The sequence below is a fragment of the Rhizobium sp. 3T7 genome (genome assembly GCF_020166565.1).
GTDB lineage: Bacteria > Pseudomonadota > Alphaproteobacteria > Rhizobiales > Rhizobiaceae > Rhizobium.
In genome coordinates, this window is record NZ_JAIQXS010000001.1 from 93198 (window position 1) to 116827 (window position 23630).

At 60.2% G+C, this 23630-nt stretch carries 22 protein-coding genes and 2 pseudogenes; 14 read left to right on the forward strand and 10 right to left on the reverse strand.

What is annotated here, in order from left to right:
* The first annotated feature begins 17 nt into the window (after nucleotides 1-17).
* The 5 genes from ftsZ to ligA all read left to right on the forward strand — a co-directional run bounded on the left by ftsZ (nucleotide 18) and on the right by ligA (nucleotide 8089).
* Nucleotides 18-1742 carry a cell division protein FtsZ gene (ftsZ, locus tag K9B32_RS00450; protein WP_224559972.1) on the forward strand — a complete coding sequence of 575 codons (1725 nt, stop codon included), beginning with the start codon at nucleotides 18-20 and terminating at the stop codon, nucleotides 1740-1742.
* 286 nt (nucleotides 1743-2028) lie between these two features.
* Nucleotides 2029-2985, forward strand: coding sequence for a UDP-3-O-acyl-N-acetylglucosamine deacetylase (gene lpxC / locus K9B32_RS00455; RefSeq protein WP_224559973.1), 957 nt, complete (start codon nucleotides 2029-2031; stop codon nucleotides 2983-2985).
* A 275-nt stretch (nucleotides 2986-3260) separates the two neighbouring features.
* Complete coding sequence (locus K9B32_RS00460) at nucleotides 3261-4130, forward strand: outer membrane protein assembly factor BamD (protein ID WP_224559974.1); 870 nt, start codon at nucleotides 3261-3263, stop codon at nucleotides 4128-4130.
* Between the two features lie 5 nt (nucleotides 4131-4135).
* The gene (gene recN, locus K9B32_RS00465; RefSeq protein WP_224559975.1) at nucleotides 4136-5809 is read left to right on the forward strand and encodes a DNA repair protein RecN; all 1674 of its coding nucleotides are present in this window, start codon (nucleotides 4136-4138) and stop codon (nucleotides 5807-5809) included.
* A 108-nt stretch (nucleotides 5810-5917) separates the two neighbouring features.
* Nucleotides 5918-8089, forward strand: coding sequence for an NAD-dependent DNA ligase LigA (gene ligA, locus K9B32_RS00470; RefSeq protein ID WP_224559976.1), 2172 nt, complete (start codon nucleotides 5918-5920; stop codon nucleotides 8087-8089).
* Between the two features lie 34 nt (nucleotides 8090-8123).
* Here the strand turns inward: ligA and K9B32_RS00475 are convergent, their stop codons facing one another.
* Nucleotides 8124-8645: a GNAT family N-acetyltransferase gene (locus K9B32_RS00475; RefSeq protein WP_224559977.1), complete on the reverse strand. Its 522-nt coding sequence runs from the start codon at nucleotides 8643-8645 to the stop codon at nucleotides 8124-8126.
* Between the two features lie 264 nt (nucleotides 8646-8909).
* Between K9B32_RS00475 and K9B32_RS00480 the strand changes: the two genes are divergently transcribed.
* From K9B32_RS00480 to K9B32_RS00495, 4 genes and pseudogenes are all read left to right on the forward strand, one after another.
* A complete protein-coding gene (locus K9B32_RS00480; RefSeq protein WP_224559978.1) occupies nucleotides 8910-9500 on the forward strand; it encodes a 3'-5' exonuclease in 591 nt (196 codons plus the stop codon).
* Between the two features lie 63 nt (nucleotides 9501-9563).
* Nucleotides 9564-10058, forward strand: coding sequence for a CreA family protein (locus tag K9B32_RS00485; protein WP_224559979.1), 495 nt, complete (start codon nucleotides 9564-9566; stop codon nucleotides 10056-10058).
* A 104-nt stretch (nucleotides 10059-10162) separates the two neighbouring features.
* Nucleotides 10163-11032 (forward strand): aldose 1-epimerase family protein, encoded by an 870-nt coding sequence (locus K9B32_RS00490; protein ID WP_224559980.1) that lies wholly within the window; start codon nucleotides 10163-10165, stop codon nucleotides 11030-11032.
* 48 nt (nucleotides 11033-11080) lie between these two features.
* Nucleotides 11081-11161, forward strand: a pseudogene (locus tag K9B32_RS00495) (CREA protein); the annotation flags it as partial.
* A 17-nt stretch (nucleotides 11162-11178) separates the two neighbouring features.
* On the opposite strand, the gene K9B32_RS00500 reads toward K9B32_RS00495, so the two are convergent.
* The 3 genes from K9B32_RS00500 to K9B32_RS00510 all read right to left on the reverse strand — a co-directional run bounded on the left by K9B32_RS00500 (nucleotide 11179) and on the right by K9B32_RS00510 (nucleotide 14251).
* On the reverse strand, nucleotides 11179-11589 hold the full coding sequence (locus tag K9B32_RS00500) for a GFA family protein (protein WP_007802271.1): 411 nt from the start codon (nucleotides 11587-11589) through the stop codon (nucleotides 11179-11181).
* A 227-nt stretch (nucleotides 11590-11816) separates the two neighbouring features.
* The gene (locus K9B32_RS00505; protein WP_224559981.1) at nucleotides 11817-12284 is read right to left on the reverse strand and encodes a chemotaxis protein CheW; all 468 of its coding nucleotides are present in this window, start codon (nucleotides 12282-12284) and stop codon (nucleotides 11817-11819) included.
* A gap of 2 nt (nucleotides 12285-12286) precedes the next feature.
* Nucleotides 12287-14251 carry a methyl-accepting chemotaxis protein gene (locus K9B32_RS00510; RefSeq protein ID WP_224559982.1) on the reverse strand — a complete coding sequence of 655 codons (1965 nt, stop codon included), beginning with the start codon at nucleotides 14249-14251 and terminating at the stop codon, nucleotides 12287-12289.
* 354 nt (nucleotides 14252-14605) lie between these two features.
* On the opposite strand from K9B32_RS00510, the gene K9B32_RS00515 reads away from it, so the two are divergent.
* From K9B32_RS00515 to K9B32_RS00525, 3 genes are read left to right on the forward strand one after another with little or no spacing between them, the layout of a single operon-like run.
* Nucleotides 14606-15208, forward strand: a complete 603-nt coding sequence (locus K9B32_RS00515) for an SCO family protein (RefSeq protein WP_132590821.1) — start codon at nucleotides 14606-14608, stop codon at nucleotides 15206-15208.
* A 4-nt stretch (nucleotides 15209-15212) separates the two neighbouring features.
* A complete protein-coding gene (locus K9B32_RS00520; protein ID WP_224559983.1) occupies nucleotides 15213-16340 on the forward strand; it encodes an FAD-dependent oxidoreductase in 1128 nt (375 codons plus the stop codon).
* 14 nt (nucleotides 16341-16354) lie between these two features.
* Nucleotides 16355-17233, forward strand: a complete 879-nt coding sequence (locus tag K9B32_RS00525) for a 50S ribosomal protein L11 methyltransferase (RefSeq protein WP_224559984.1) — start codon at nucleotides 16355-16357, stop codon at nucleotides 17231-17233.
* 159 nt (nucleotides 17234-17392) lie between these two features.
* Here K9B32_RS00525 and K9B32_RS00530 read toward each other — a convergent pair whose 3' ends face one another.
* Nucleotides 17393-17566: a hypothetical protein gene (locus K9B32_RS00530; protein ID WP_224559985.1), complete on the reverse strand. Its 174-nt coding sequence runs from the start codon at nucleotides 17564-17566 to the stop codon at nucleotides 17393-17395.
* A 279-nt stretch (nucleotides 17567-17845) separates the two neighbouring features.
* Between K9B32_RS00530 and K9B32_RS00535 the strand changes: the two genes are divergently transcribed.
* Nucleotides 17846-19681 (forward strand): aminopeptidase P family protein, encoded by a 1836-nt coding sequence (locus K9B32_RS00535; RefSeq protein ID WP_224559986.1) that lies wholly within the window; start codon nucleotides 17846-17848, stop codon nucleotides 19679-19681.
* Nucleotides 19682-19711: 30 nt separating this feature from the next.
* On the opposite strand, the gene K9B32_RS00540 is transcribed toward K9B32_RS00535, so the two are convergent.
* Together K9B32_RS00540 and K9B32_RS00545 are read right to left on the reverse strand one after the other, a co-directional pair.
* Complete coding sequence (locus K9B32_RS00540) at nucleotides 19712-20020, reverse strand: AzlD domain-containing protein (protein WP_007802255.1); 309 nt, start codon at nucleotides 20018-20020, stop codon at nucleotides 19712-19714.
* A gap of 2 nt (nucleotides 20021-20022) precedes the next feature.
* On the reverse strand, nucleotides 20023-20739 hold the full coding sequence (locus tag K9B32_RS00545; RefSeq protein ID WP_224559987.1) for an AzlC family ABC transporter permease: 717 nt from the start codon (nucleotides 20737-20739) through the stop codon (nucleotides 20023-20025).
* Nucleotides 20740-20871: 132 nt separating this feature from the next.
* On the opposite strand from K9B32_RS00545, the gene K9B32_RS00550 reads away from it, so the two are divergent.
* Nucleotides 20872-21120 (forward strand): DUF2164 domain-containing protein, encoded by a 249-nt coding sequence (locus tag K9B32_RS00550; RefSeq protein ID WP_224559988.1) that lies wholly within the window; start codon nucleotides 20872-20874, stop codon nucleotides 21118-21120.
* Here K9B32_RS00550 and pncA read toward each other — a convergent pair whose 3' ends face one another.
* The 3 genes and pseudogenes from pncA to K9B32_RS00565 all read right to left on the reverse strand — a co-directional run bounded on the left by pncA (nucleotide 21121) and on the right by K9B32_RS00565 (nucleotide 23502).
* A complete protein-coding gene (gene pncA / locus K9B32_RS00555; protein WP_224559989.1) occupies nucleotides 21121-21747 on the reverse strand; it encodes a bifunctional nicotinamidase/pyrazinamidase in 627 nt (208 codons plus the stop codon).
* 116 nt (nucleotides 21748-21863) lie between these two features.
* Nucleotides 21864-22024, reverse strand: a pseudogene (locus K9B32_RS00560) (glucose/galactose MFS transporter); the annotation flags it as partial.
* A 5-nt stretch (nucleotides 22025-22029) separates the two neighbouring features.
* A complete protein-coding gene (locus K9B32_RS00565) occupies nucleotides 22030-23502 on the reverse strand; it encodes a sensor domain-containing diguanylate cyclase (RefSeq protein ID WP_224559990.1) in 1473 nt (490 codons plus the stop codon).
* Between the last annotated feature and the right edge of the window lie 128 nt (nucleotides 23503-23630).

Consider the following 23630-nt stretch of genomic DNA (forward strand, 5'->3'; position numbering starts at 1 on the left):
AGAGAAGGAACGGTAACATGACTATCAAGCTGCAAAAGCCGGATATCACTGAGCTTAAGCCGCGTATCACCGTGTTCGGTGTTGGCGGTGGCGGTGGCAACGCTGTCAACAACATGATCTCCGCGGGCCTCCAGGGCGTCGACTTCGTCGTTGCCAACACGGACGCCCAGGCCCTGACGATGACGAAGGCAGAGCGCATTATCCAGCTCGGCGCCAATGTTACCGAAGGTCTCGGTGCTGGCTCGCAGCCGGAAGTCGGTCGCGCAGCTGCCGAGGAATGCATCGATGAAATCATCGATCACCTGAACGGCACGCATATGTGCTTCGTCACCGCCGGTATGGGCGGCGGCACGGGTACTGGCGCTGCTCCGGTTGTCGCTCAGGCAGCCCGGAACAAGGGCATCCTTACCGTTGGCGTTGTCACCAAGCCCTTCCACTTCGAAGGCGGTCGCCGCATGCGTCTGGCGGAAGCCGGCATCGAAGAGCTGCAGAAGTCGGTCGACACGTTGATCGTCATCCCGAACCAGAACCTCTTCCGCATCGCCAACGACAAGACGACTTTTGCCGACGCTTTCGCGATGGCTGACCAGGTTCTCTATTCGGGTGTTGCCTGCATCACCGACCTGATGGTGAAGGAAGGTCTCATCAACCTCGACTTCGCTGACGTCCGTTCGGTCATGCGCGAAATGGGCCGCGCCATGATGGGAACCGGTGAAGCATCCGGCCAGGGCCGCGCGATGCAGGCTGCCGAAGCTGCGATCGCCAACCCGCTGCTCGACGAAACCTCTATGAAGGGTGCGCAGGGCCTGCTGATCTCCATCACCGGCGGTCGCGACCTTACCCTCTTCGAAGTCGATGAAGCCGCAACCCGAATTCGCGAGGAAGTCGACCCGGATGCGAACATCATCCTCGGCGCGACATTCGACGAATCGCTCGAAGGCATCATCCGCGTTTCCGTCGTTGCGACAGGCATCGACCGTGCCATCAACGCGGCGGCAGGGAAGACCTTCCAGCCGGTGGCAAAGCCGATCGTGCGTCCTTCCGCGGCCGTTGCTCCGGCGCCGGCCGCAGTTCAGCCTGCACCCGTCATGCAGCAGGCACCCAAGCCCGTCGATCCGGTCGCGCAAGCAATCCGCACGGCTGAAGCCGAAATGGAACGCGAGCTTGAAATCCACGCGCCGCGTGCTGCAGCCCCGGTCCAGCAGCCGGCGATGCAGGAGACTTTCCGTCCGCAGAGCAAGATCTTCGCTGCTCCCGAGGCTGCTCCGGTCATTCGTCCAGCTCCGGTCCAGCAGGCTCCAGTTCACGCTCCGGTCATGAGCCAGCCGGTTCAGCAGCCTGTTATCAGCCAGCCGGCACCGGTCGCGCAGCAGCCGATGGCCGCTCAGCAGGCCGTACGTATGCCGAAGGTGGAAGACTTCCCGCCGGTAGTGCAGGCGGAGATCGACCATCGCTCGCAGCCTGCACCTACGTCTCATGCGCAAGAAGAGCGTGGTCCGATGGGCCTCTTGAAGCGGATCACCAACTCGCTTGGCCGCCGCGAAGAGGAAGTCGCGCCGGAGATGACGTCGGCGCCTGCGGCTGCCTCGCAGCAGCGCCGTCCGCTCTCTCCGGAAGCAAGCCTCTATGCACCGCGCCGTGGAAATCTTGACGATCAGGGTCGCAGCGTTCCGCAGGCTCGCATGATGCAGGAAGACGATCAGCTCGAAATTCCAGCATTCCTGCGCCGTCAGTCGAACTGAGGCAAGGACAGAATCGCCACAAGGATGCCCGGGAGTAAGCTCCCGGGCATTGCTGTATCAGGGTGTCGAATCTGGCGCCAATTGCGTTGTAATTTCAATGGCATGCTTTCGTAACAATGCGAAAGAAACAGTGATTTGGATTGGAACCCGGGCGCACGTATGTATGGGGTCAAGAAACCGCCCTCGTGCCCTTCATGGCGAGACTTGGACGGAGTGAAATGAACCCTGGCAGATAGTTCGGCATGTTAGCCGCGGCGGGTCACCAGGGATAATAAAGGCAAAATTTATGGTTATTGGCATGTTGGGTTTTCAAACGACGGTATCGCGTCCGATCACGCTCTCGGGCATCGGCGTCCATTCCGGTGCTGACGTTTCGATTACCTTCAACCCGGCAGAAGCCGACACTGGCGTCGTCTTCAATCGCATGCATGAGAACGGCGATGTTTCCGAATACCGTGCTGTTTCTTCGCAGGTCGGCAATACGGATCTCTGCACTGTTCTTGGGTTCTCGCCGGCGCACTCAGTCGCGACGATCGAGCATGTCATGGCTGCTGTCTACGCGCTTGGTCTCGACAACGTGTTGATCGAGGTCCATGGCGCCGAAATGCCGATCATGGACGGCAGCTCTATGCCCTTTATCGAAGCGATCGAACAGGTTGGCCTGGTATCGCTCGGCGTGAAGCGCCGCTACATCCGCGTCACCAAGCCGGTTCGCATCGAGCATGGCGGTTCGTGGAGCGAGTTCCGTCCCTATGACGGTATGCGCTTTGAAGTCGAGATCGATTTCGATTGCCCGCTGATCGGCCGGCAGAAATGGGAAGGCGACATGACCGCGGCGACGTTCAAGTCCGAGTTGTCGCGCGCTCGCACCTTCGGTTTCATGCGGGATGTCGAGCGTCTCTGGGCATCGGGCCATGCGCTTGGTTCCTCGCTTGAAAATTCCGTCGTCATCTCGGACGAAAATACTGTTATCAATGTCGAGGGCCTGCGTTACGCCAAGGACGAGTTCGTACGCCACAAGGCACTCGATGCCGTCGGCGATCTGGCACTGGCCGGTGCTCCGTTTATCGGCTGCTACCGCTCGTATCGTGGCGGCCACAAGATGAATGCTAATGCTCTTAAGGCGCTGCTCAGCGACCCGACCGCCTATGAAGTGGTCGAGACCTCTGCGCCGCGCCAGCGTGTTGCACCTCGGGATTTCATCCGGGTCAACGCACCGGAATTTGCTCCCTGGTCGGCATGACCTCCATCGCATCTTTTAGGCCAGGGCCGCCTCCTTCGGGAGGCGGTTTCTTTATGGGGAACAGACCGACGGTGATTCCCCGATAGATGTGTTGCCGCAGATGTTTAGCGGCAACAGTTGCAGCTTTCTCGGTGCAAAACCGGTGAATATGGCCTGCGTCGCCACAAAAATGCGTTAATGCATCATCATTGCGTTGCTCTGGCTGCTCATTTGTGGCTAGAAACGCCAGCAAGGCGTGGCTGCTGTTGAGGGATGGCAGCGTTGGGATTGTTCCGATGGGTTATGCAGGGTCTGAAAGTATGATGAAGACAGCGCGCGCTTTGTTCGCATCGCTCTTGGTGCTGAGCGCAGGTGCCTTGGTTTCCGGATGCCAGTCGGACCCTGACATCGATATTACCAAGCTCGGTGTCGAGAGCGATCCGCCGGATGTTCTTTATACCCAGGGCCTCGCCAACATGAAGGCCGGTAACATGGCCGAGGCGGCACGCAAGTTCGACGCCATCGACCGCGAGAACCCGTTCTCGGAATGGGCGCGCAAGGCGCTCGTGATGAGCACCTTCGTCAAGTATCGTCAGGGCCGTCTCGACGACGCTCTCGCTTCGGGCAACCGCTATATGGCGCAGTATCCGAAGTCGAAGGATGCTCCCTATGTGCAGTATCTGATCGGTCTGACCTATTCGAAACAGATCGTCGACGTCACGCAGGATCAGCGCGCGGCTACAAAGACCGTCGAAGCCATGCAGGCTGTCATCGACAATTATCCGGATTCCGAATACGTCGACGATGCGCAAGCGAAAATCCGCTTCGCACGCGACCAGATCGCCGGCAAGGAAATGCAGGTCGGCCGTTACTATATGGAACGCAAGGAATACCTTGCGGCAATCTCACGCTTCCGCACAGTCGTTGAGAAGTATCCGAATACCAACCAGATCGAAGAAGCGCTCGCGCGCCTTGTCGAAGCCTATTATGCAATGGGCATCGTCGAAGAGGCGCAGACCGCAGCCGCCGTTCTGGGCCACAACTATCCTGACAGTCAGTGGTACGCAGATTCCTTCAAGCTCTTGAAGAGTGGTGGCGCAGAGCCGCGTGAAAACCCGGGCTCCTGGATCGCTGCTGCAGGCAAGAAACTCCTGCTCGGTTCCTGAGGCCAATGCTGATCCAGCTTTCGATCCGCGATATCGTCCTGATCGAGCGGCTGGATCTCGCCTTCGAGACCGGCCTCTCGGTGCTGACCGGTGAGACGGGTGCTGGCAAATCCATACTGCTCGATAGCCTGTCGCTTGCCCTTGGTGGCCGCGGCGATGGCGGCCTTGTTCGCCACGGCGAAGACAAGGGGCAGGTGACGGCTGTCTTCGACGTCGGGCCGGATCACGGCGCCCGCAAGTTGTTGCGCGAAAACGGCATCGATGATGATGGTGACCTCATCTTCCGCCGCGTCCAAAACTCTGACGGGCGTACGAAGGCCTATGTCAACGACCAACCGCTGAGCGTTCAACTGATGCGCCAGGCCGGACAGATGCTTGTCGAGATCCATGGCCAGCATGATGATCGCGCCCTCGTCGATACGCATGCCCACCGGATCTTGCTCGACGCCTTCGCAGGCGCGAACGAGGATGCCGCTGCCGTTTCCAACCTCTACCGCATCTGGCGCGATACCGAGCGGACGCTGAAGAAGCAGCGCGAGAAGGTGGAGAATGCTGCGCGCGAGGTGGATTATCTGCGTGCGTCCGTGGAAGAACTGGAGAAGCTGTCGCCGCAAGATGGCGAAGAGGACGAACTCGCGGATCGCCGCCAGAAGATGATGAAGGCCGAGCGGATCGCGGGCGATATCGCCGAGGCTTCCGAGTTCCTCAATGGCAATGCCTCTCCCGTACCGCATATCGCCTCGCTGGTGCGCCGGCTGGAGCGCAAGAGCCACGAAGCCCCAGGACTGCTGGAAGATACGGTGGCGCTTCTGGACGCCGCGCTGGACCAGCTCTCCAACGCTCAGATGGAAGTCGAGGCGGCACTCCGGAAAACGGAATACGATCCGAAAGAGCTGGAGCGTGTAGAGGAGCGTCTGTTTGCCTTGCGCGCCGCCTCGCGCAAGTACTCCGTTCCGGTGACCGAACTGCCGGCGCTCGCCGTTCGCATGATCGGCGATCTTGCCGATCTCGATGCTGGCGAGGAAAGGCTTGCCAAGCTTGAGGCGGAGGTCGGTGTCGCCAAGGCGAACTACCACATGGCGGCCCGCACGTTTTCCGACAAGCGTCATCACGCTGGAGATGCGCTGGCTGCTGCGGTCATGGCGGAACTGCCGGCGCTGAAGCTCGAGCGGGCACGGTTCATGGTGGAAATCACCACCGATCCCGAAGATGCGACCTCGGAGGGTATCGACGTAGTGGAGTTCCACGTTCAGACCAATCCCGGCACGCGTCCGGGCTCGATCATGAAGGTGGCATCCGGCGGCGAGCTTTCGCGCTTCCTGCTGGCCCTTAAAGTTGCGCTTGCCGATCGTGGCTCTGCGCCAACGCTCGTCTTCGACGAAATCGATACCGGCGTCGGCGGGGCGGTTGCGGATGCAATCGGGCAGCGGCTGAAGCGCCTTTCCGACCGCGTGCAGGTGCTTTCGGTCACGCATGCGCCGCAGGTTGCGGCGCGGGCCGCAACGCATCTGTTGATTTCGAAGGGCCCGGCTGCGGAAGGCTCCGAGAAGATCGCGACTCGCGTCGCGACGATGGCGCCGGACGACCGTACCGAGGAAATCGCGCGCATGCTGGCCGGCGCCTCGGTGACGGAAGAGGCGAGGGCGGCGGCTGCCCGTCTGCTGGCCGGGAACGGCTGATTTCGCAATCGCCGAATTGGGGAGAGGCGCCTGACATGACGCCTCACTCTCTTTCAATCCATACGTTTTGCTCTAAAACGACTCCAGATTCCGTGGAGCGAGAGCCGTATGTCGACCGAAGCCATAGCCGTTGATGCCCTGACGATCGAAGATGCCGCTGCCGAGCTTGAGCGGCTTGCCAGGGAAATCGCCCGCAACGATGAGCTTTATCACGGCGAGGATCGTCCGGCGATTTCGGATGCCGAGTACGATGCGCTGAAGCGGCGCAACGACGCGATCGAGGCGCGCTTTCCGGAACTCATTCGCGAAGACAGCCCATCGCGGCGTGTCGGTTCCGCGCCGTCTGTGACCTTTGCGCCTGTCGTCCATGCGCGCCCGATGCTGTCGCTCGACAACACCTTCTCGCAGGAGGACGTGCGGGACTTCGTGGCCAGTGTTTACCGTTTTCTCGGCCGTCTGCCGGACCAGTCGATCGCGTTTACGGCAGAGCCGAAGATCGACGGCCTCTCCATGTCGATCCGCTATGAGAATGGCAAACTTGTCAACGCAGCGACTCGCGGCGATGGTACGACGGGTGAAAACGTCACCGCGAATATCCGCACCATCAAGGAAATCCCCAACGAGTTGCGTGCGGGCGTTCCTGCCGTCGTTGAAGTGCGCGGCGAGGTCTATATGGCCAAGAGCGACTTCATGGCGCTGAACAAGCAGATGGAGGCGGCGGGCAAGCAGACCTACGTCAATCCGCGCAACACCGCCGCTGGCTCGCTGCGACAGCTCGATGCGAAAGTGACAGCGAGCCGCAAGCTGAAGTTCTTTGCATACGCCTGGGGCGAGATTTCCGAGCCCAATGATTTGCCGAAGACGCAATTCGACATGGTACAGAAATTCAAGGAATGGGGCTTTCCCGTCAATCCGTTGATGAAGCGGTTGAATTCCGTCGCCGATATTCTGGCACACTATGACGAGATCGGCCTGAAGCGGCCGGATCTCGACTACGACATCGACGGTGTCGTCTACAAGGTCGACAGCCTTGAGTTGCAGGCTCGCCTTGGGTTCCGTTCGCGCAGCCCGCGTTGGGCGACTGCACATAAATTCCCGGCCGAGCAGGCCTTCACGACGGTCGAGAACATCGACATCCAGGTCGGCCGGACCGGCGCGCTGACTCCGGTCGCACGGCTGACCCCGATCACCGTCGGAGGCGTGGTTGTCACCAATGCGACGCTGCACAATGCCGATTACATTGAAGGCATCGGCAATTCGGGCGAACGCATCCGCGAGGAGGAGCATGATATCCGCATCGGCGATACCGTGATCGTGCAGCGGGCCGGCGATGTCATCCCGCAGGTGCTCGACGTCGTCATAGAGAAGCGGCCCACAGATGCAGCCCGCTACGAATTCCCGAAGACCTGCCCGGTCTGCGGCAGCCATGCCGTGCGCGAGAAGAACGAGAAGACCGGCAAGCTCGATTCGGTCACCCGCTGCACCGGCGGCTTCATCTGCAGGGCGCAGGCGACGGAGCATCTCAAGCACTTTGTCTCCCGCAATGCCTTCGATATCGAGGGCCTTGGATCGAAGCAAATCGACTTCTTCTTCGAGAATGAGGACAGGGCGCTGCAGATTCGCACCGCGCCCGATATCTTCACACTGGAGAAGCGGCAGGCGGGTTCACTGACCAAGCTCGAGAATATCGATGGCTTCGGCAAGGTCAGTGTCGGCAAGCTCTACGCGGCTATTAACGAGCGCCGCACTATCGCGCTCCACCGCTTCATCTATGCGCTCGGCATACGCCATGTCGGCGAGACGACCGCGAAACTGCTGGCGCGCTCCTATGGCACCTATGATGCCTTCGAGGCGGCGATGAAGGAGGCTGCACCACTTTCCGGCGATGCCTGGAACGACTTGAACGCCATCGAAGGCATTGGCGAGATTGTCGCGCGTGCCATCGTCGAATTCTACAAGGAGCCGCGCAATATCAACGTGATCGGAGCGCTGCTTGACGAGCTCAACGACAAGAGGCCCTTGCCCGCCGAACAGCCGGTGACATTAGACAGTCCTGTCGTCGGCAAGACCGTCGTTTTCACCGGCTCGCTGGAAAAGTTTTCGCGCGACGAGGCCAAGGCGCGGGCCGAAAGCCTCGGCGCCAAGGTCGCGGGGTCGGTGTCGAAGAAGACCGATATCGTCGTTGCGGGACCCGGCGCTGGCTCAAAGCTCGACAAGGCACGCGAACTCGGTGTCCAGACGATGGACGAGGACGAGTGGCTGGCGCTGATCGGCGGGTGAGGGCATCGCTTACGGCTTACGTCAGAGCCTTCTTCTACCGCTTGACCCTCGCCATCGCATAGGCATCGACGTAACTGCCGGCCCGGAAGGCGTAGGCACGAAGGACACCTTCCTCTTCGAAGCCGAACCTTCTGTAGAGCGCGAGAGCGGCTTCGTTGTCGGTGTAGACGGTCAACTCCAGACGCATGATGTTTAGCCAGTTATCGGCGGCATCGATGACGGCAGCGAGTAGCGCGCTGCCGATGCCGCGGCCGGTAAAGTCGTCATGCACGCCCATGCCGATGCTGGCGACGTGATTGCGGCGGCCGCGGAAGCGGGTCATGCCGATATCGCCGACGATTTGCCCGTCGATGGTTGCGACCAGACGCATCGCGTCCGGATTGCTGTTTTCGACATGGCGGCGGGTTTCTTCGATACTCTGGTAGGGCGGACGCAAGGTTCCGGCCCGAAAGCCCGGCAGATTGACCAGCGCTGCCAAGGCCTCGGTGTCGGATGGACGGATGGCTCTGATCAACAGTCCGACAGGTGCTTTTCTGCTGCTTGGATTATTCTGCATGCAACTCTCCTGGTTGTTGTGAGGAGAGCCGGTTCCAGAACCCTGCTCGCCTCGGCAGGGTTTCGGGGATGGCGGGGCTTGATCTAACGCACCGTCGCTCCCGCCAACCCTGCAAGGGTGGTGGTCGTCAGCGTGAGCGTCATGGTCATCGATCCGTTCATGCGCGCCATGTTTCGCAATCCGGTTGCGGATGTCAACAGCTTGGGTTTGCGCCGACAGGGCGGGAAGGCTATGCCAGATCGATACAATCGAATCGGAAACCCCTTGAAGACCATCGCCATTGATTTCGAAACTGCCAACGAACAACGCGGCAGCGCCTGTTCGGTCGGTCTGGCATGGATCGAGGATGGCAAGGTCACCCGCGTCGAGGAACGGCTGATCCGCCCGAAGGAAATGCGGTTTTCCCGCATGAACATCGCCATTCATGGCATTCGGCCGGAGCACGTCGAGGACGCGCCGGAGTTTCCGGAGGTGATGGACGAGTTTCACGACGATTTCCGAGGCGCGACCATGATCGCCCATAATGCGGCTTTCGATTTCAGCGTTTGGCGCACGAGTCTCGACCTGTATCGGCAATCTTATCCAGAACTCACCTATCTATGCAGCCTGAAGATGGCACAGCGAATCTGGCCGCATTTCCTGTCGCATCGGCTGAACATGATTGCCGAGCACCTTGGGCTGCGCTTTGCGCATCACAACGCTGCCGAAGACGCTGCGGTCTGCGCGCATGCGGCGATTGCGATGGCAAAGGCCGTCGGGGCGACAGCGGTGAACGCCATTCCTGCTCTGATCGGCATGAAACCAGGAAGGCTGACGTCGGAGGGGTACGAGGCCTGCACCTGCCGGAAGGCGTGAGGGCTTCCTTGTAAAGGCATCCGTCGCCCTTACCTTAGATGCGGATGTAATCAGGGAGCAGTCATGTCCAAAAAGAGCTGTATCGCGCTTGCCGCCGCCTCGCTCATCGCCCTCTGCGCCGGCACGGCATCCGCCGATGAAGTCGGCAAGGTCGGAGTCGACTGGATCGGCAACGACATCATCATCGACGCGGTGGCCGACCCGCAGGTGAAAGGCGTGACCTGTCACGTCACCTATTTCGACCGCAGCGTTATCGACCGCGTGAAGAACGGCAACTGGTTCGAGGATCCTTCGAACAACTCCATTGCCTGCCGTCAGACGGGGCCGATCGAGATCGGCGACATTGACCTGTCGAAGGGCGGCGACGAGGTGTTCAAAACAGGCATGTCGCTGATCTGGAAGAAACTGGTCGTCAACCGGATCTACGACAAGGAGAACGACACGCTGATCTATCTCGCACATTCTCGCGAACTGACCGACGGCTCGGCAAAGATGGCGATCTCGACTATCCCGCTCTATGGCCAGACCGTCATCTGGAAGAACGGCAAGCCGCAATAGCTGCGCGCTGGCTGACGGGGCGAGTTGGCAAATCGTGCATCGTCATGGAAATCGTTGGTTGACGCGGATAGGGTCCGATTGCGGATCAAATCGAAAGGATGCTCATGCCAAGCCTCACGCGGATCGCAAACCAGTACCTGACAGTCGATGTCTCCTCTTTCGGCGCCGAGATGCAGGCCTTGCTGACCACCGACGGTAGGTCGTGGCTGTGGAATGGTGATACGGCTTTCTGGGGCGGGCGTTCGCCTGTACTCTTTCCGATCGTCGGCAAGGCGCCCGATGACATTCTGGCAATCGACGGCCAGAGCTTTGCGATGGGCCAGCACGGCTTCGCGCGCCGGACGGAATTTGCCCTTGCGTCCGCCAGCGCGACGACGTGCCGGTATGAGCTTGCGTCATCGCCCACGACGATGGCGGTCTTTCCGTTCGACTTCCTGTTGGCGGTGGAGCATACGCTTGAGCGGCGGGCGCTGACCGTCGCCGCCGAGGTGACCAATCGCGACCGGCGGCCGATGCCTTTTGGGCTCGGCTTTCATCCCGCCTTCCTCTGGCCATTGCCGGGCGCGGCCGGGCAGGATCACGTCATAACGCTCGACAATCAGGGCGAACCCGGTTTGGTGCGATTGGAGAATGGGCTGATTTCGCCCGCAAAGCTGGCATCCCCATTCAAGGCAGGACGGCTTGTGCTGGACCACGGCATGTTCGAGCAGGATGCCATGATCTTTCCGGAGGATGCGGGGAAGGGGCTGCGCTACGGCGTCGAGGGCGGACCGACGATGCATTTCAGTTTTGAGAATCTGCCCAATCTGGCGCTCTGGCAGAAACCGGGTGCGCCGTTCATCTGCATCGAACCCTGGCATGGGATGGCCGCTCAAAAGAACGGCTCGAGGGAGCTTGCAAAGCGACCGTACAGCCTGACATTGCCTCCCGGCGAGATCGGCCGCTTTGCGTTTACGGTCGAGATCATCGATTAGTTCGATCCTGGCATCAGTCTGCGATCAGACCGCGATCGTTTCGAGGCCGACGGCTCGGCCAAGATGGCGATCTCGACCATCCCGCTTTACGGCCAGAACGTCGTGTGGAAGAACGGCAAACCGCAATAGCAGCGCGGCTCGTCGAGTTAGGGACGGCTTTTGGGATGGGCCGGCAGGTTGTCGCAGATGACATCCCAGGACACCTTTTCGGATGTCCAGACGTGAAACGTCGGGTGATACTCATCCGGCTCGTCGAGGCTGACGGTCATGATGTCGATCAAGCCCGGGTCCGCATCGTTCTGGTAGCCGAGCGGGGAACCACATGAACCGCAAAATGTCCTCACGACGCCCTTCGAGGAGGCGAAAGCGCGCGGGGCTCCTTGTTCGTACACCAGTGTTCGCACGGGAAAGGTGACGAACGGCAGCGTCGGAGCCGAAGCAACCTTCCGGCATGTCTGGCAATGGCAGATGCCGCTGGATAGGGGCGCCTCGTCGATTCTATAGCGGATCGCGCCGCAGCCGCATCCTCCAGTGTGGCGGGTCTTTGCTTTGCTCATCCTGGGTATCCCACTCCCTTTCCAGCGACAATTCAAACACCTGCCTTCGCCCTTCGTCTACGGGGTTATGTCTACGATCGCATGACGGAGGTGGCGCTCGCCAACGAGATAGCCTGCAATACGGCCCTAAGAATGGCCGCACAAAAAAACCGCTCGCAACGTTCTGTCGCAAGCGGTTCGCAAGTCTTGTCAGGGGGCAGGGCTCTCAGCGGAACCCGGCTGGCCGATCACGCAGCCTGTGCCAGCTCGTCAGCGATGACAGTGTCGAGGTTCAGGAAGCAGACCATGGTCTTTTCCAGCGCAACGATGCCGCGGCAAAAGGCGCGCTGTGCTTCCGGGATGATCTCAGGCGCCGGCTGCAGGTCTTCGCTCTTGATGGTCATCATATCAGAGACCTGCTCGACCAGCAGGCCGACCAGCTTACCGGCTATGTCGGTGACGATGATGGCGGAACGCTCGGACGGCTCCGTCATCTTCATGCCGAGGCGGCAGGCCATGTCGATGACCGGGATCACCGCGCCGCGCAGGTTGATGAGGCCAAGCACGTAAGGCGGCGTGTGCGGCATCGGCGTCACGGGCGCCCAACCGCGAATTTCGCGGATCGCCATGATGTCGATGCAGAATTCCTGCTCGCCGAGATGGAAGGAAACGATCTCGAGATGCGAGCCGGTCTGGTTGATGATGGAACTGTTCATGATCAGAATTCTTCCCAGTTGTCTCCGGCCGGTGCGGCCATGGCTCTGGCGGTTGCGCCGCCGCTGAATGCGCCCGCCACCTTGCCGATCAGGCTTCGTGCGGGAGATGGTTTTGGATGCGAGACTGCGGTGGCTTCCCGCGGCGTGGAACGGGCATTCATGCCCTCGCCGATCTTGAACGTCTGGATCAGGTGGATCAGGCTGTCGGCATCGGTGGCGAGCGCGTGGCTTGCTGCGTTCGTCTCTTCCACCATGGCCGCGTTTTTCTGCGTGACCTGGTCCATCTGGCTGATGGCCGTATTGATTTCGTTCAGTCCAGTGGATTGTTCGCGTGCAGAGGTTACGATTGATTTAACATGCTCGTCGATGCGCAAAACATCGTCGCCGATCTGGCGCAGCGCTTCGCCGGCTGCCGTCACGAGTTCACCGCCGGCCTTCACCTCGGCTCCGGATTTCCCGATCAAAGCCTTGATATCCTTGGCGGCACCCGCTGCGCGACCGGCGAGTTCACGCACTTCCTGTGCGACGACCGCAAAGCCCTTGCCGGCTTCGCCTGCGCGCGCCGCCTCGACGCCTGCGTTAAGGGCGAGAAGATTGGTCTGGAAGGCGATCTCGTCGATGACGTTGATGATTGTTCCGATCTCGCGCGAGGCCGCCGCGATTCGCTCCATGGCCGCCATGGCGTCGGTGACGACCACATCTGATTTCGCCGTGTTCTGCCGGGTATGGGCCACCATGTGGCCGACTTCCTCGGCGCGGTTGGTGGCGTTGCGAACCGTTGCCGTGATCTGATCGAGGGCCGCGGAGGTTTCCTCGAGCGAGGCGGCTTGCTGTTCCGTGCGTTTTGCGAGGTCGTCGGCGGCCGAGCGCATCTGCTGGCTGTTTGCCTGGATGGAAGCTCCGTTCTGGGAGATGCCGGCCATCGTCTGGCGGAGCGTTGCCGTGGTCTGATTGAAGTCGCTGCGTAGGCGCTCCAGCTCCGGCTTGAACGGCTGGTCGATGGTGACCGTCACGTCACCGCCAGCGAGCCGTGTGAGGCCGTCGCCCAGGGCATTCACTGCTTTGTTGAGTGCTTCGGTATCTGCAAGCTTTGCCGCTTCGCGGCTGCGACGCTCGGTATCGCTCTGCCGACGTTCGCTTTCACTGCGCGCCTGGAGTTCCTGCTTCTCGATTGCGGCAAGGCGAAAGCTCTCCGCCGCACGCGCCATGTCGCCGATCTCGTCGCCACGCTCGGTCGCGGGGACGTGGCTATCGAGATCGCCGCGCATGATCCCCTGCATGCTCTTGCGTACGCCCTCGATGCCGCGGCGAATGGAGCCGCCATGGATGTACTGCAGGATCGCCATCGTCAGGATAGCGAGGATGCCAAGTGCAAGCTGAATGTGGATCGCTCGCTGTGAGATCATATTGGCTTCGTCGATTTTCCTCTTGGCGAATTCGCCGCCTTCGCGCGCGAACTTATCCAAAGTCGCGCCCACCTTGTCGCCGCCACCGTCGATGGCGTCATCCAGCCTGTCGAATTCACTGTCAGGCGCCCCAGATTCGACGGCAGCTTTCAGGTCTCCGACGATATTCTGTCCGAGTGTCGCCACGTCCGCATCATACGTGGAGAGCAGGCTTCCCGCGTTCAGCTCTTCTCCGAGGCGGTGCATGTCCTTGGAACTGCTCTGTAGCTCGCCGATCGCTTCGTTCATCAGTTTCAGGCGTTCGGGCATCACGGCGCGATCACCGCGATCGACGATGGTGTCCATGGCGGCGAGAATTAGAGTGAGATTTGCGGTGCGCAGCTCGTTGATGTGATCGACGCTAACCTGAATCTCGTTGGCGTGCCTCAGGGCGGCGTCGGCGCTCGAATTCTGGTACCAGCCGACTGCAAGCATCGCGCCGAAGCCGACGAATGCCGCACCGGCCAGCGTTCCAAGCCTCTGGCCAACGGAGAGGCTCTTGCGCACTTTCATATCAGTCATGTGACGATTATCCCCTCCGCGATGAGACGCGGCATATAATCTTGCGCTCACGCGGATAGCCGGGGTTGAAATACCAGGCAGACGTCATGTCACGAGAACGGCGACCGTTCTATCCATTGCTAAATATAGATATGTATTTTTAAGTATTTGCTAACCCTCAAAGATTGTAGGTTGCCGTTGTTGCGTCAAATATGTGTTTGTAAGTACTGGATTTTTCGATTCTGATTGCGCCTTTTCCGTGTGCTGGTGGGGCAATCGGTCGCCGCCTGGAAAACATCTTGTTGAATTGCACCCTGAAGAACGAGGCGATATCACCCGGAAACGGGAATGATCCCGATCTCAGAGGTTCGATCGATGAAGACTGTCCGCATTGCGGTCTGGGTTGCGGTGCTGGTGATGGCCGGGATTCTCGGCTGGCTGACGCTCAATGTCACCAAGACAAAAGAGGCTGTGTCCGAGGGACCGTTCGGCGTGCCGTTCACGCTTGTCGCCCAGAACGGCCAGCCAATCACGGAGCAGGCCTTCCGCGGCAAGCCGACGGCGCTCTTCTTTGGCTTTACCCATTGCCCGGAAGTATGTCCGACAACGCTGTTCGAAATGAATGGTTGGCTGGAGAAGGTCGATCCGGAGGGCAAGAAGCTTCAGGCCTACTTCGTCACCGTCGACCCGGAGCGCGATACGCCTGACGTCATGAACCAGTATGTCTCCAATGTCTCCAAGCGCATTGTCGGTATATCGGGCGCTCCCGACAAGGTCGCCGACGTCATCAAGGGTTACCGCGTCTACGCCAAGAAGGTTCCCGTGGACGAGAGCAATCCGAACGGCGACTACACGATGGACCATACGGCCTCGGTCTTCCTGCTCGATTCGGCAGGGCGGTTCTCCGGGACCATCGCCTATGGCGAAAATCCCGATACGGCTGTAAAGAAACTGGAGAACCTCGTCAGCAAGGGATGACGGCATGGCGTCAGGGCATCGCAGCATCTTGATCGCCGGGGCCGGCGCAACTGGCCTGACTGCTGCCCTCGAACTTGCCCGACGCGGGTTCCTTCCGCGCATCGTTGATAGCGACGCCGGGCCCGTGCCGCTAACGGAAAGCCGTGCGTTGGGCATCAATGCCAGAACCCTGGCGCTGCTTTCACCCTCGCGTGTGACGGACACGATACTGCAAGAGGCGCAGCAGATTGCGCACTTTCGCATCGTCTCCAAGGGAAGACTGCTTGCCGACATCGACACGACGAAGGTTCCCGGCCCCTACAGCGCAATCCACGCGCTGGCACAGGGGCATACCGAGCGGCTGCTGCTGGGCAAGCTTTCCGACTATGAGGTTGCTGCGGAATGGCAAACCGCGGTGGAGACAGTCTCCGGGGATCTTTCGAAGCCGCGAGTAACGCTACGGAAGGCAGATGGATCGGTCGAAACGGCGGATTTCGATATCGTGATCGCTGCCGACGGTGCCCATTCGGCGGTCCGCAAGGCTGTCGGTATCGGTTTCCCCGGACAGGCGCTGGAGAGCAGCTTCTATCTGGCAGACTTTCGTTACGCTGTGCCGATCGATCCCGGTTTTGCCGAGATAACGCTGTTCGATCCCGGCATGATCGGGCGTCTGCCGGTCACCCGCGATGTGCTGCGCTACATCTCGACGCTTCCCGATTTCGAGAGCCGCATCCAACATCCTGCCGCAATCGCCGAGCGTGTCTGGGCCTCCGATTTTCGCATTCACTTCCGCCATGTCGCCGTGATGGCACGAGGCAACGTGTTTCTTGCAGGCGACGCGGCGCATATTCATTCGCCGGCCGGTGCGCGGGGGATGAACCTTGGCATCGAGGACGCGTGCTGGTTGGCCTGGCTCATCTCGGAAGGGCGGGAGCGCGAATATGCGGGTCTCAGAATGCCGGCGGTGAAGACGGTGCTGAAGCAGACCCATCAACTGACATCGCTTATTACCATGAAGCATCCGGTGGCGATCGCGATCCGCAATGTTGCCGTCCCCTTACTTTTGCGAATACCTGCTTTCCGACAAAAATTGCTTCACGGCGTTTGCGGATATGATACGCAGGCGCCGCCCTGGATCGATGGGGCGCTATAGAAGAAAGACCGCTTGTGAGTGAAATACGCCTTTATGTGACGACAACCGAAGTGCAGGCAGGAGAGATTCTGGATCTGCTGTCCGATGTCTTCGGCGAAGAAGACTTCGCAATCGCGACCACTGAGATCGATGAGAAGAAGGATATTTGGGAAGCCTCGGTCTACATGATGCGCGAAGACGAACTACAGGTTCGCGCGCGCGTCGAGGAAGCGCTGAAGATGAGCTTTCCCGAGGCCAAAGTCGAGCGCGAAGTAATTCCCGAGGTCGATTGGGTGGCGAAGTCACTTGAGGGGCTGAAGCCGGTTCGGGCGGGGCGCTTTCTGGTCCACGGATCGCACGACCGCGACAAGGTGCGGTCCGGCGATATCGCGATCGAGATCGATGCCGGCCAGGCTTTCGGTACCGGTCATCACGGCACGACGGCAGGCTGCCTGGAGACGATCGACCGTGTCTTGCGTTCCCGCCGGGTGCGGAATGCGCTTGATCTCGGAACCGGCAGCGGCGTTCTGGCGATTGCCGTCAGGAAGCTGCGGAACATTCCTGTTCTCGCAACGGACATTGACCCGATCGCGACGCGGGTCGCTGCCGAGAATGTTCGGCGCAACGGCATCGCGTCGGGTATCGCCACACAGACGGCACCAGGTTTTCACTCGACCGCCCTTTCCGCGCATGGCCCCTTCGATCTGATTATCGCCAACATCCTGGCGCGGCCCTTGATCAAGATGGCGCCGCAGCTCGTGACCCACCTGGCGCCCGGGGGCTCGGTCATTCTTTCCGGCATTCTGGCTGCGCAGCGTTGGAAGGTGCTGGCGGCCTATAACGGTGCGCATCTGCGGCACGTCCGTACGATCTGGCGTAATGGCTGGGTGACGATCCATCTCGATCGTCCTTGAGACGAGGGCAAAAGAAAAGGCGGTGCCAGTGGCACCGCCTTTGGACCAGTTTCCCGGTCAATGCCCGCGAGCTCGAAGGAGGAGGAGCGCTCGAGCGGGCTTCTACTGGTTCTGATCGCCGGTCCCGTGAGGGAGGAGGAGAAGGGAGCGGCGAGTTGCTCAGAACGCGTAGTTGGTTGCGACCTGATGGCGCGTAACCTTTTGGCCAGCGCCCAGCAGCTTGAGGGTGTCCTCATGCAGCGGACGGCGCGAGCCGATGATGTGACGCACAGTCTGGCGCTCGCCAGCCTGCACCGGGCTGCTGTAAGCGAAGCGCGACAGAGGGGCAGTCATATCTAAATTCCTTTTGTTTCGTTTCAGGTTCGTCTCGAACCCGTTTGATGGCGCCTATATAGCGATTTAGAAAAGGTGAGGGAGAGGGTTTCGTTCATGGGAGCCATGCGTGGAATGCATAAAGCGTGCCACTTGGTGAGACGGTGCCTCATTTCCGCCGGATTATTGCGCGGCTTTCGCTCACACGTCACTTCGCGAATTCCTCGTATTCGTCTGAAATACCTATAATATAGCCGAATCTCGCCTAGGAGATTCGCCCAAAACACCGGATTCTTGAACATGTTCCAGTCTTTCGAAGTCACTTCGACGCCACAATTCGGCCGCGATCGCGTCTCGGCTTTGCGTGCAAGTTTTGATGCGCTTGATATCGACGCCTTTCTTGTGCCTCGTGCCGACGAGTTCAACGGCGAATACGTGCCGGCTTGTTCGGAGCGCTTGTCGTGGTTGACGGGCTTCACCGGGTCTGCGGGCGTCGCGCTGGTAACGCGTTCGGAGGCGATCGTCTTCGTGGACGGGCGCTACGTGACGCAACTTGCCGAGCAAGTGGATGGTTCCGTCTTCACAGGCGGAGACCTTGTGAACGAACCGCCTCATGCCTGGCTCGCGAAGAACGGCTCCAAGGGCCTGCGTCTCGGCATCGATCCCTGGCTGCATTCCGGCGCGGAAGTGCGGCGACTTGAAAAGGCGCTGGCCGAAATTGGCGCTTCGCTCGTTGTCCTGCCTCACAATCCTCTCGACAAGCTCTGGAGCGACCGGCCGCAGGAGCCGCTGGGACAGGTGATGATCCAGAACGTCGTACAGGCGGGCGTGCTCGCGACCGACAAGATTGCAACGATCGCGGCCGACCTTGCAAAGAAGAACCTCAAGGCGGCGCTGGTCGCCGATCCGTCTTCGGTCGCCTGGATCTTCAATATTCGCGGTGCCGACGTTCCGCACACGCCGCACCCGCTGGCGCGTGCGATCATCTATGCCGATGGCAAGGCGGACCTCTTCCTCGACAAGCGCAAGACCGGTATCGAGGCCGAAGCCTATCTGGCGCAAATGTGCATGCAGCTTGCGCCGTCGGAACTCGAAAAGAAACTGTCAGCTGTTGCAAGGGATGGCGGTCGAGTCCTCGTGGATCCGGACCTCACCTCGTATGCCTTGGCGGAGATCATTCGCAAGGGGGGTGGCGAGGTCGTGGAAGGGAATGATCCTGCAAAGCTTCCGCGAGCTGTCAAGAACAACGTTGAGATCAACGGTTCTGCGGCTGCACATCTGCAGGACGGCGCGGCGATGGTCGAATTTCTCTACTGGCTGTCGCAGATCAAGCCTGGGACTGTGACCGAAATCGAGGTGGCGGAGAAGCTGGAAGCGGCACGCGCCCACGTCGGCCAGAGCATGCAGAACCCGCTGAAGGATATCTCCTTCGACACGATCTCTGGTGCCGGCGAGCACGCGGCGATCATGCACTATCGCGTGACGACGGAAACGAACCGCAAGCTGGAAGCCGGGGAACTCTTCCTAATCGATTCCGGCGCCCAGTACATCAACGGCACGACTGACATTACCCGCACCGTCGGCATCGGTTCCGTCACCGAGGAGCACAAGCGCTTCTTCACGCTGGTGCTGAAGGGCATGATCCAGATCAGCACCGCACGGTTTCCGAAGGGCACGCGCGGATGCGACCTCGATCCGCTTGCCCGAATTGCACTCTGGCGGGCAGGGGTTGATTTTGCCCATGGAACCGGTCACGGCGTCGGGTCCTATCTTTCGGTGCATGAAGGCCCGCAGCGCATCGCCAGGCTCTCGACGCAGGAGCTTTTGCCGGGGATGATTCTCTCGAACGAGCCCGGCTATTACCGCCCCGGGGCTTTCGGCATCCGCATCGAGAACCTGATCTATGTCCGCGAGGCAGAGGCGATCGACGGTGGCGACATACCAATGCTCGGCTTCGAGACGCTGACCTTCTGCCCGATCGACCGCAGCCTCGTTATTCCGGAACTTCTGACGCATGACGAGCTGCATTGGTTCAACGGCTACCACGAGCGCACCCGAGAGGCGCTCATGCCGCTGATTCACGACCACGACGTCAAGGCGTGGCTGGAAAATGCGACCTTGCCGCTGGAATATTAAGCGAGGCGGCCTTTTCGGCCGCCAGTGGGGTTACATGCCGATCGTGTGACGCCAGCCCATGACGACGAGCCACGCGGCAATCAACATCCAGGTGTGTGAGACCCGCAAACCGACGAGGAGTGCGACGAGCAGGGCGAGCTTCGAATCCCAACCGCCGATGAAGAAGGCCGGCGCAACAAGCGTCGTCAAGACCGCGGCGGGGACGGCGGCAAGCGCGGCCTCCATGCGCGGCGGAATGCGCTTCATCGTGGTGATGAGGATATAGCCGCCGATGCGGGTTGCGTAGGTCGCAACCGCGGCAGCGACGATCACGAGAGCCATGTGAAGATCGAAGGCCATCGTTATACCTCGTGCAAATCGGATTCGAGTTCCTGCTCATGCGGTGGCGGCGGGAACAGGGCGGCAAGGATGATGCCTGCCGCGGCACCTAGGCTGACGTGCCAAGGCGAGCCGACATAATGATAGGCGATAATGGAGGCGACGGCGCTAACGGCGGCGACCGGGAGAAAATTGTCGCGATGGCGGAAGTCAAGGACGATGCCGAGGAAATAGGCCGGCAGCAGGATGTCCAGGCCGATCGATTTCGGGTCTCCGATGTAACTGCCGAGCATGCCGCCGAGCAAGCTGACTAAAACCCAGGGTACATAGATGATGATGCCAAAGCCGAGATACCAAACAAACGTGACCGGCTTGCCTGATTCGCCGCGTTTTGCCGTTTCCGCAAACTGCGGATCGACCAGCAGGAAGAAGGTGAAGAACTTCTGGATCGGTGAGAAATGCTTGATGTAGGGCGCGAGTGCCGCCGAATAGAGCACGTGGCGAAAGTTCACGGCCAGGATGGAGGCGACGATCAGCCATGCCTGGACGTTGTGGCCGAAAAGCTCGATGCCGACCATCTGGCTTGCGCCGGCATAGACCGTGGCGCTCATGAAGGTCGTTTCGGCGAGCGACATGCCGTTATCGACCGCCAGCGCTCCGAACAAAGCCCCGAATGGGGCCGAGGCCAGTGCAACGGCTGAGCCACCGCGCAAACCGTCGAAAAAATCAGCGCGACTCATCGGCGACAATCCTTCTGGAATTTTGCCCTCGTCTAAGGAGGGGCGGTATCTGCCGCAAGCAAATTTCCTTGATTGAACGATCGATTTCGCTGAACGATGCATTCGCAACCGATCGCCGTTCGGGGAGAGAACATGAATCAGATCGAACTTTCGAAGGAAGAGAAGACCGAGCTCCTTGCGCGGATCCAGCATTATTTCGACAGCGAGCTGGACCAGCCGATCGGCCTTCTCAGAGCGGAGTTCGTTCTTGAGTTCTTTGCAAAGGAAGTTGGCGCCGCCTACTATAAGAAGGGGCTCGAAGACGCGCAGGTCGCGCTTGCCAGACGCATGGATGACTTTTCCGAGGACGTCTATCAGTTGCAGCGGAACGCGACGGAGTGATCAGCCTTCCAGAATTTGCCGGCTGGTCACGATATCGATGCCACGCGCACGCATTTCCTCGATCGCGGCCGCAACGCCTTGGGGTGTAATGCCGCGGCTGGCGTCTTCGACGAAGCGAACCCGCACGCCCGGCATCATCTCGGTCGCATCCAATGCCGAGAACTTCACGCAGTAATCGGTCGCGAGACCGCAGACGTCTAGTTCGGTCACGTCCAGGCCCTCGAGAAAGTCGGCGAGCCCGGTGAGCGCGTCTTGATCGTTGTCGCGAAAAGCCGAGTAGCTATCGACATTGCGATTCTCGCCCTTCTGCAGGATAAGATCGATCTTGCCCATCTTGAGGTCCGGATGCAGTTCTGCGTCCGCCGTGCCCTGCACGCAATGATCCGGCCACATCATCTGCGGCTTGCCCGAAAGTGTGCCGAGTTCGAATGGTTTCTTATCGGGGTGGGAGGAGGCAAAGCTGCCGTGGCCGGGCGGGTGCCAATCCTGGGAGGCGACGATCAGGTCGTATTTGCCGCTCTCGATCAGGCGGTTTGCGATGGGAACCACCTCGTTGCCGTCAGGGACCGCGAGGTTGCCGCCCGGGCAAAAGCCATTTTGAATATCGACTAGAAGCAAGGCTTTCATCGGTGCGACTCCCTCGATTTTGCATTGCACCATGCCAAGGGCCGAGGGATGGCGCAAGCGTCGAGACGCTTCGCCGCAGGGCCGGCGAAGCGAGCCTTGAAAAGGTCGGGTCGGTCGGTACCCTTCAGCCCGTAAAAGGCGATACAAGCATAGCACGGAACCGGCATCAGGTAGGCGAGATGTATATGCCGATGATGTCGGCAAGGGCGCCTTGTCCCAACGACAGCAGCGCGCTGCCAGCAATGGCCAGGCAGGGGATTCCAGAGCCCTGACTCGTCTAGTTCAAGCCGCCGAGGCGGACTTTTCGTTCGTGGTGGCGCTGCCTTGCTCTTCCGCCTTGCGGCCGGCGTGATAGGCACGCTTTTGCGCGTACATGGCAATATCGGCACGCCGCACCATTGACTCCATCGTTTCCCCCGGCTCGCTTGTCGCGACGCCGAGCGAAATGCTGAGCGGAGCATTGGAGTAGAACTGGTTGTTGATCTTGAGGAGTTCCCCGATGGTCTCGACCATTGTCGCGACCGCCTGCTTGTCGGCGCCGGGCATCAGTACTGCAAATTCGTCGCCGCCGATGCGGGCGGCATGATTGGGTTGGGCGGCCGCGCCGTTTAAGACCTCGCCAAGGCGGCGCAACAGCGCATCGCCGGCATCATGTCCGAGCTGGTCATTTGCCTCCTTCAAGCCGTTGAGATCGATAATGACGGCCGAGATCGGGCGCAATGACTTGCGCTCGAGCCTGTTCAGCTCGTCCACATAGAAGGCGCGATTGCGGAGTTTGGTTAGAACGTCGTGCTTGCCGAGATATTCGAGATAGGCTTCCGCCTTCTTGCGCGCGGTGATGTCGGTGAGCGCCACCTGCACCAGTGCCCAGTCTGCTTCATGGCCGGGAAGGACGGAGAATTGCAGGAGGACATAGCGCTCCGAGCCATCGAGCGCGTAGTTGATGACTTCGCGCTGATGGAAAAGCCTGCCGTTCCACAGTTCGATCAGCTGTTCGCGGAAGTGCTTCTCCATATCGTCGCGGAAGACTTCTTCGATGCGTTGCAGAAGCGTGTGGCGGTCAGGCGCGCAGAACAGATCGAGGGTCGCCTGGTTGACGTCGATGACCCGGATCTCGCTCATGCACTGACGTACGAACTCGGGATGGACATCGGTGAAGACCCGGAAGTCGTCGATGCCGCGATCGCGGACATTCTCCAGCAGCAGCTTGATCTGGCTGAAATCCTCGACCCAAAGCGAGACCGGCGAGTGCTCAAAGATGCCTTCGGCGTAGCGGCGGTTCTCGCGCTCCTTGCGGCGGGCTTCCTCGCGAGCGGTGACATCTTCCGTAGTCAGCATCACCTGCGCGAGCGACTGCTCATGACCCGGCAGCACCGAGCCGCGCAACTGGATATCAAGCCGGCGTCCGGACAGCGTGTAGTTGACGGCACTGCCGGTGAATTCGGTCTTGCCTTCCCATAGCTCGGCCAATTCGTTGACATGGCTTTCCAGCATCTCGTCGCGGAACACCAAGCCGAGGTTCTCGACGAGGTGATCGAGGTCGTTGGCTTCGAAGAGTTCCAGTGTCTTGCGGTTGACGCGCAACACGCGGATCAGCTGCGAGCAGGCCGCGACACGTCTGGTATCGTCCCTCAAATAGGCGCGAACATCTTCGACGCCTTCGGCGCGCCAGCGATCGAACTGTGCCTTGACCCTGCTGAAATCCTCGATCCACATCGCGATTGGTGAAAGATCGAAGATATCAGAATCGCTCATGACAGGACTTTCGGCTTTGGCGTTACCTTTGGAGGCGCAGCACTATTTGATCGATCTTTAAGAGTGATTCGTTAACCTTCGCTTGACGCGGCGTTGTTGGTGGTTCCGCCGCAATTCTGACCGCTCTC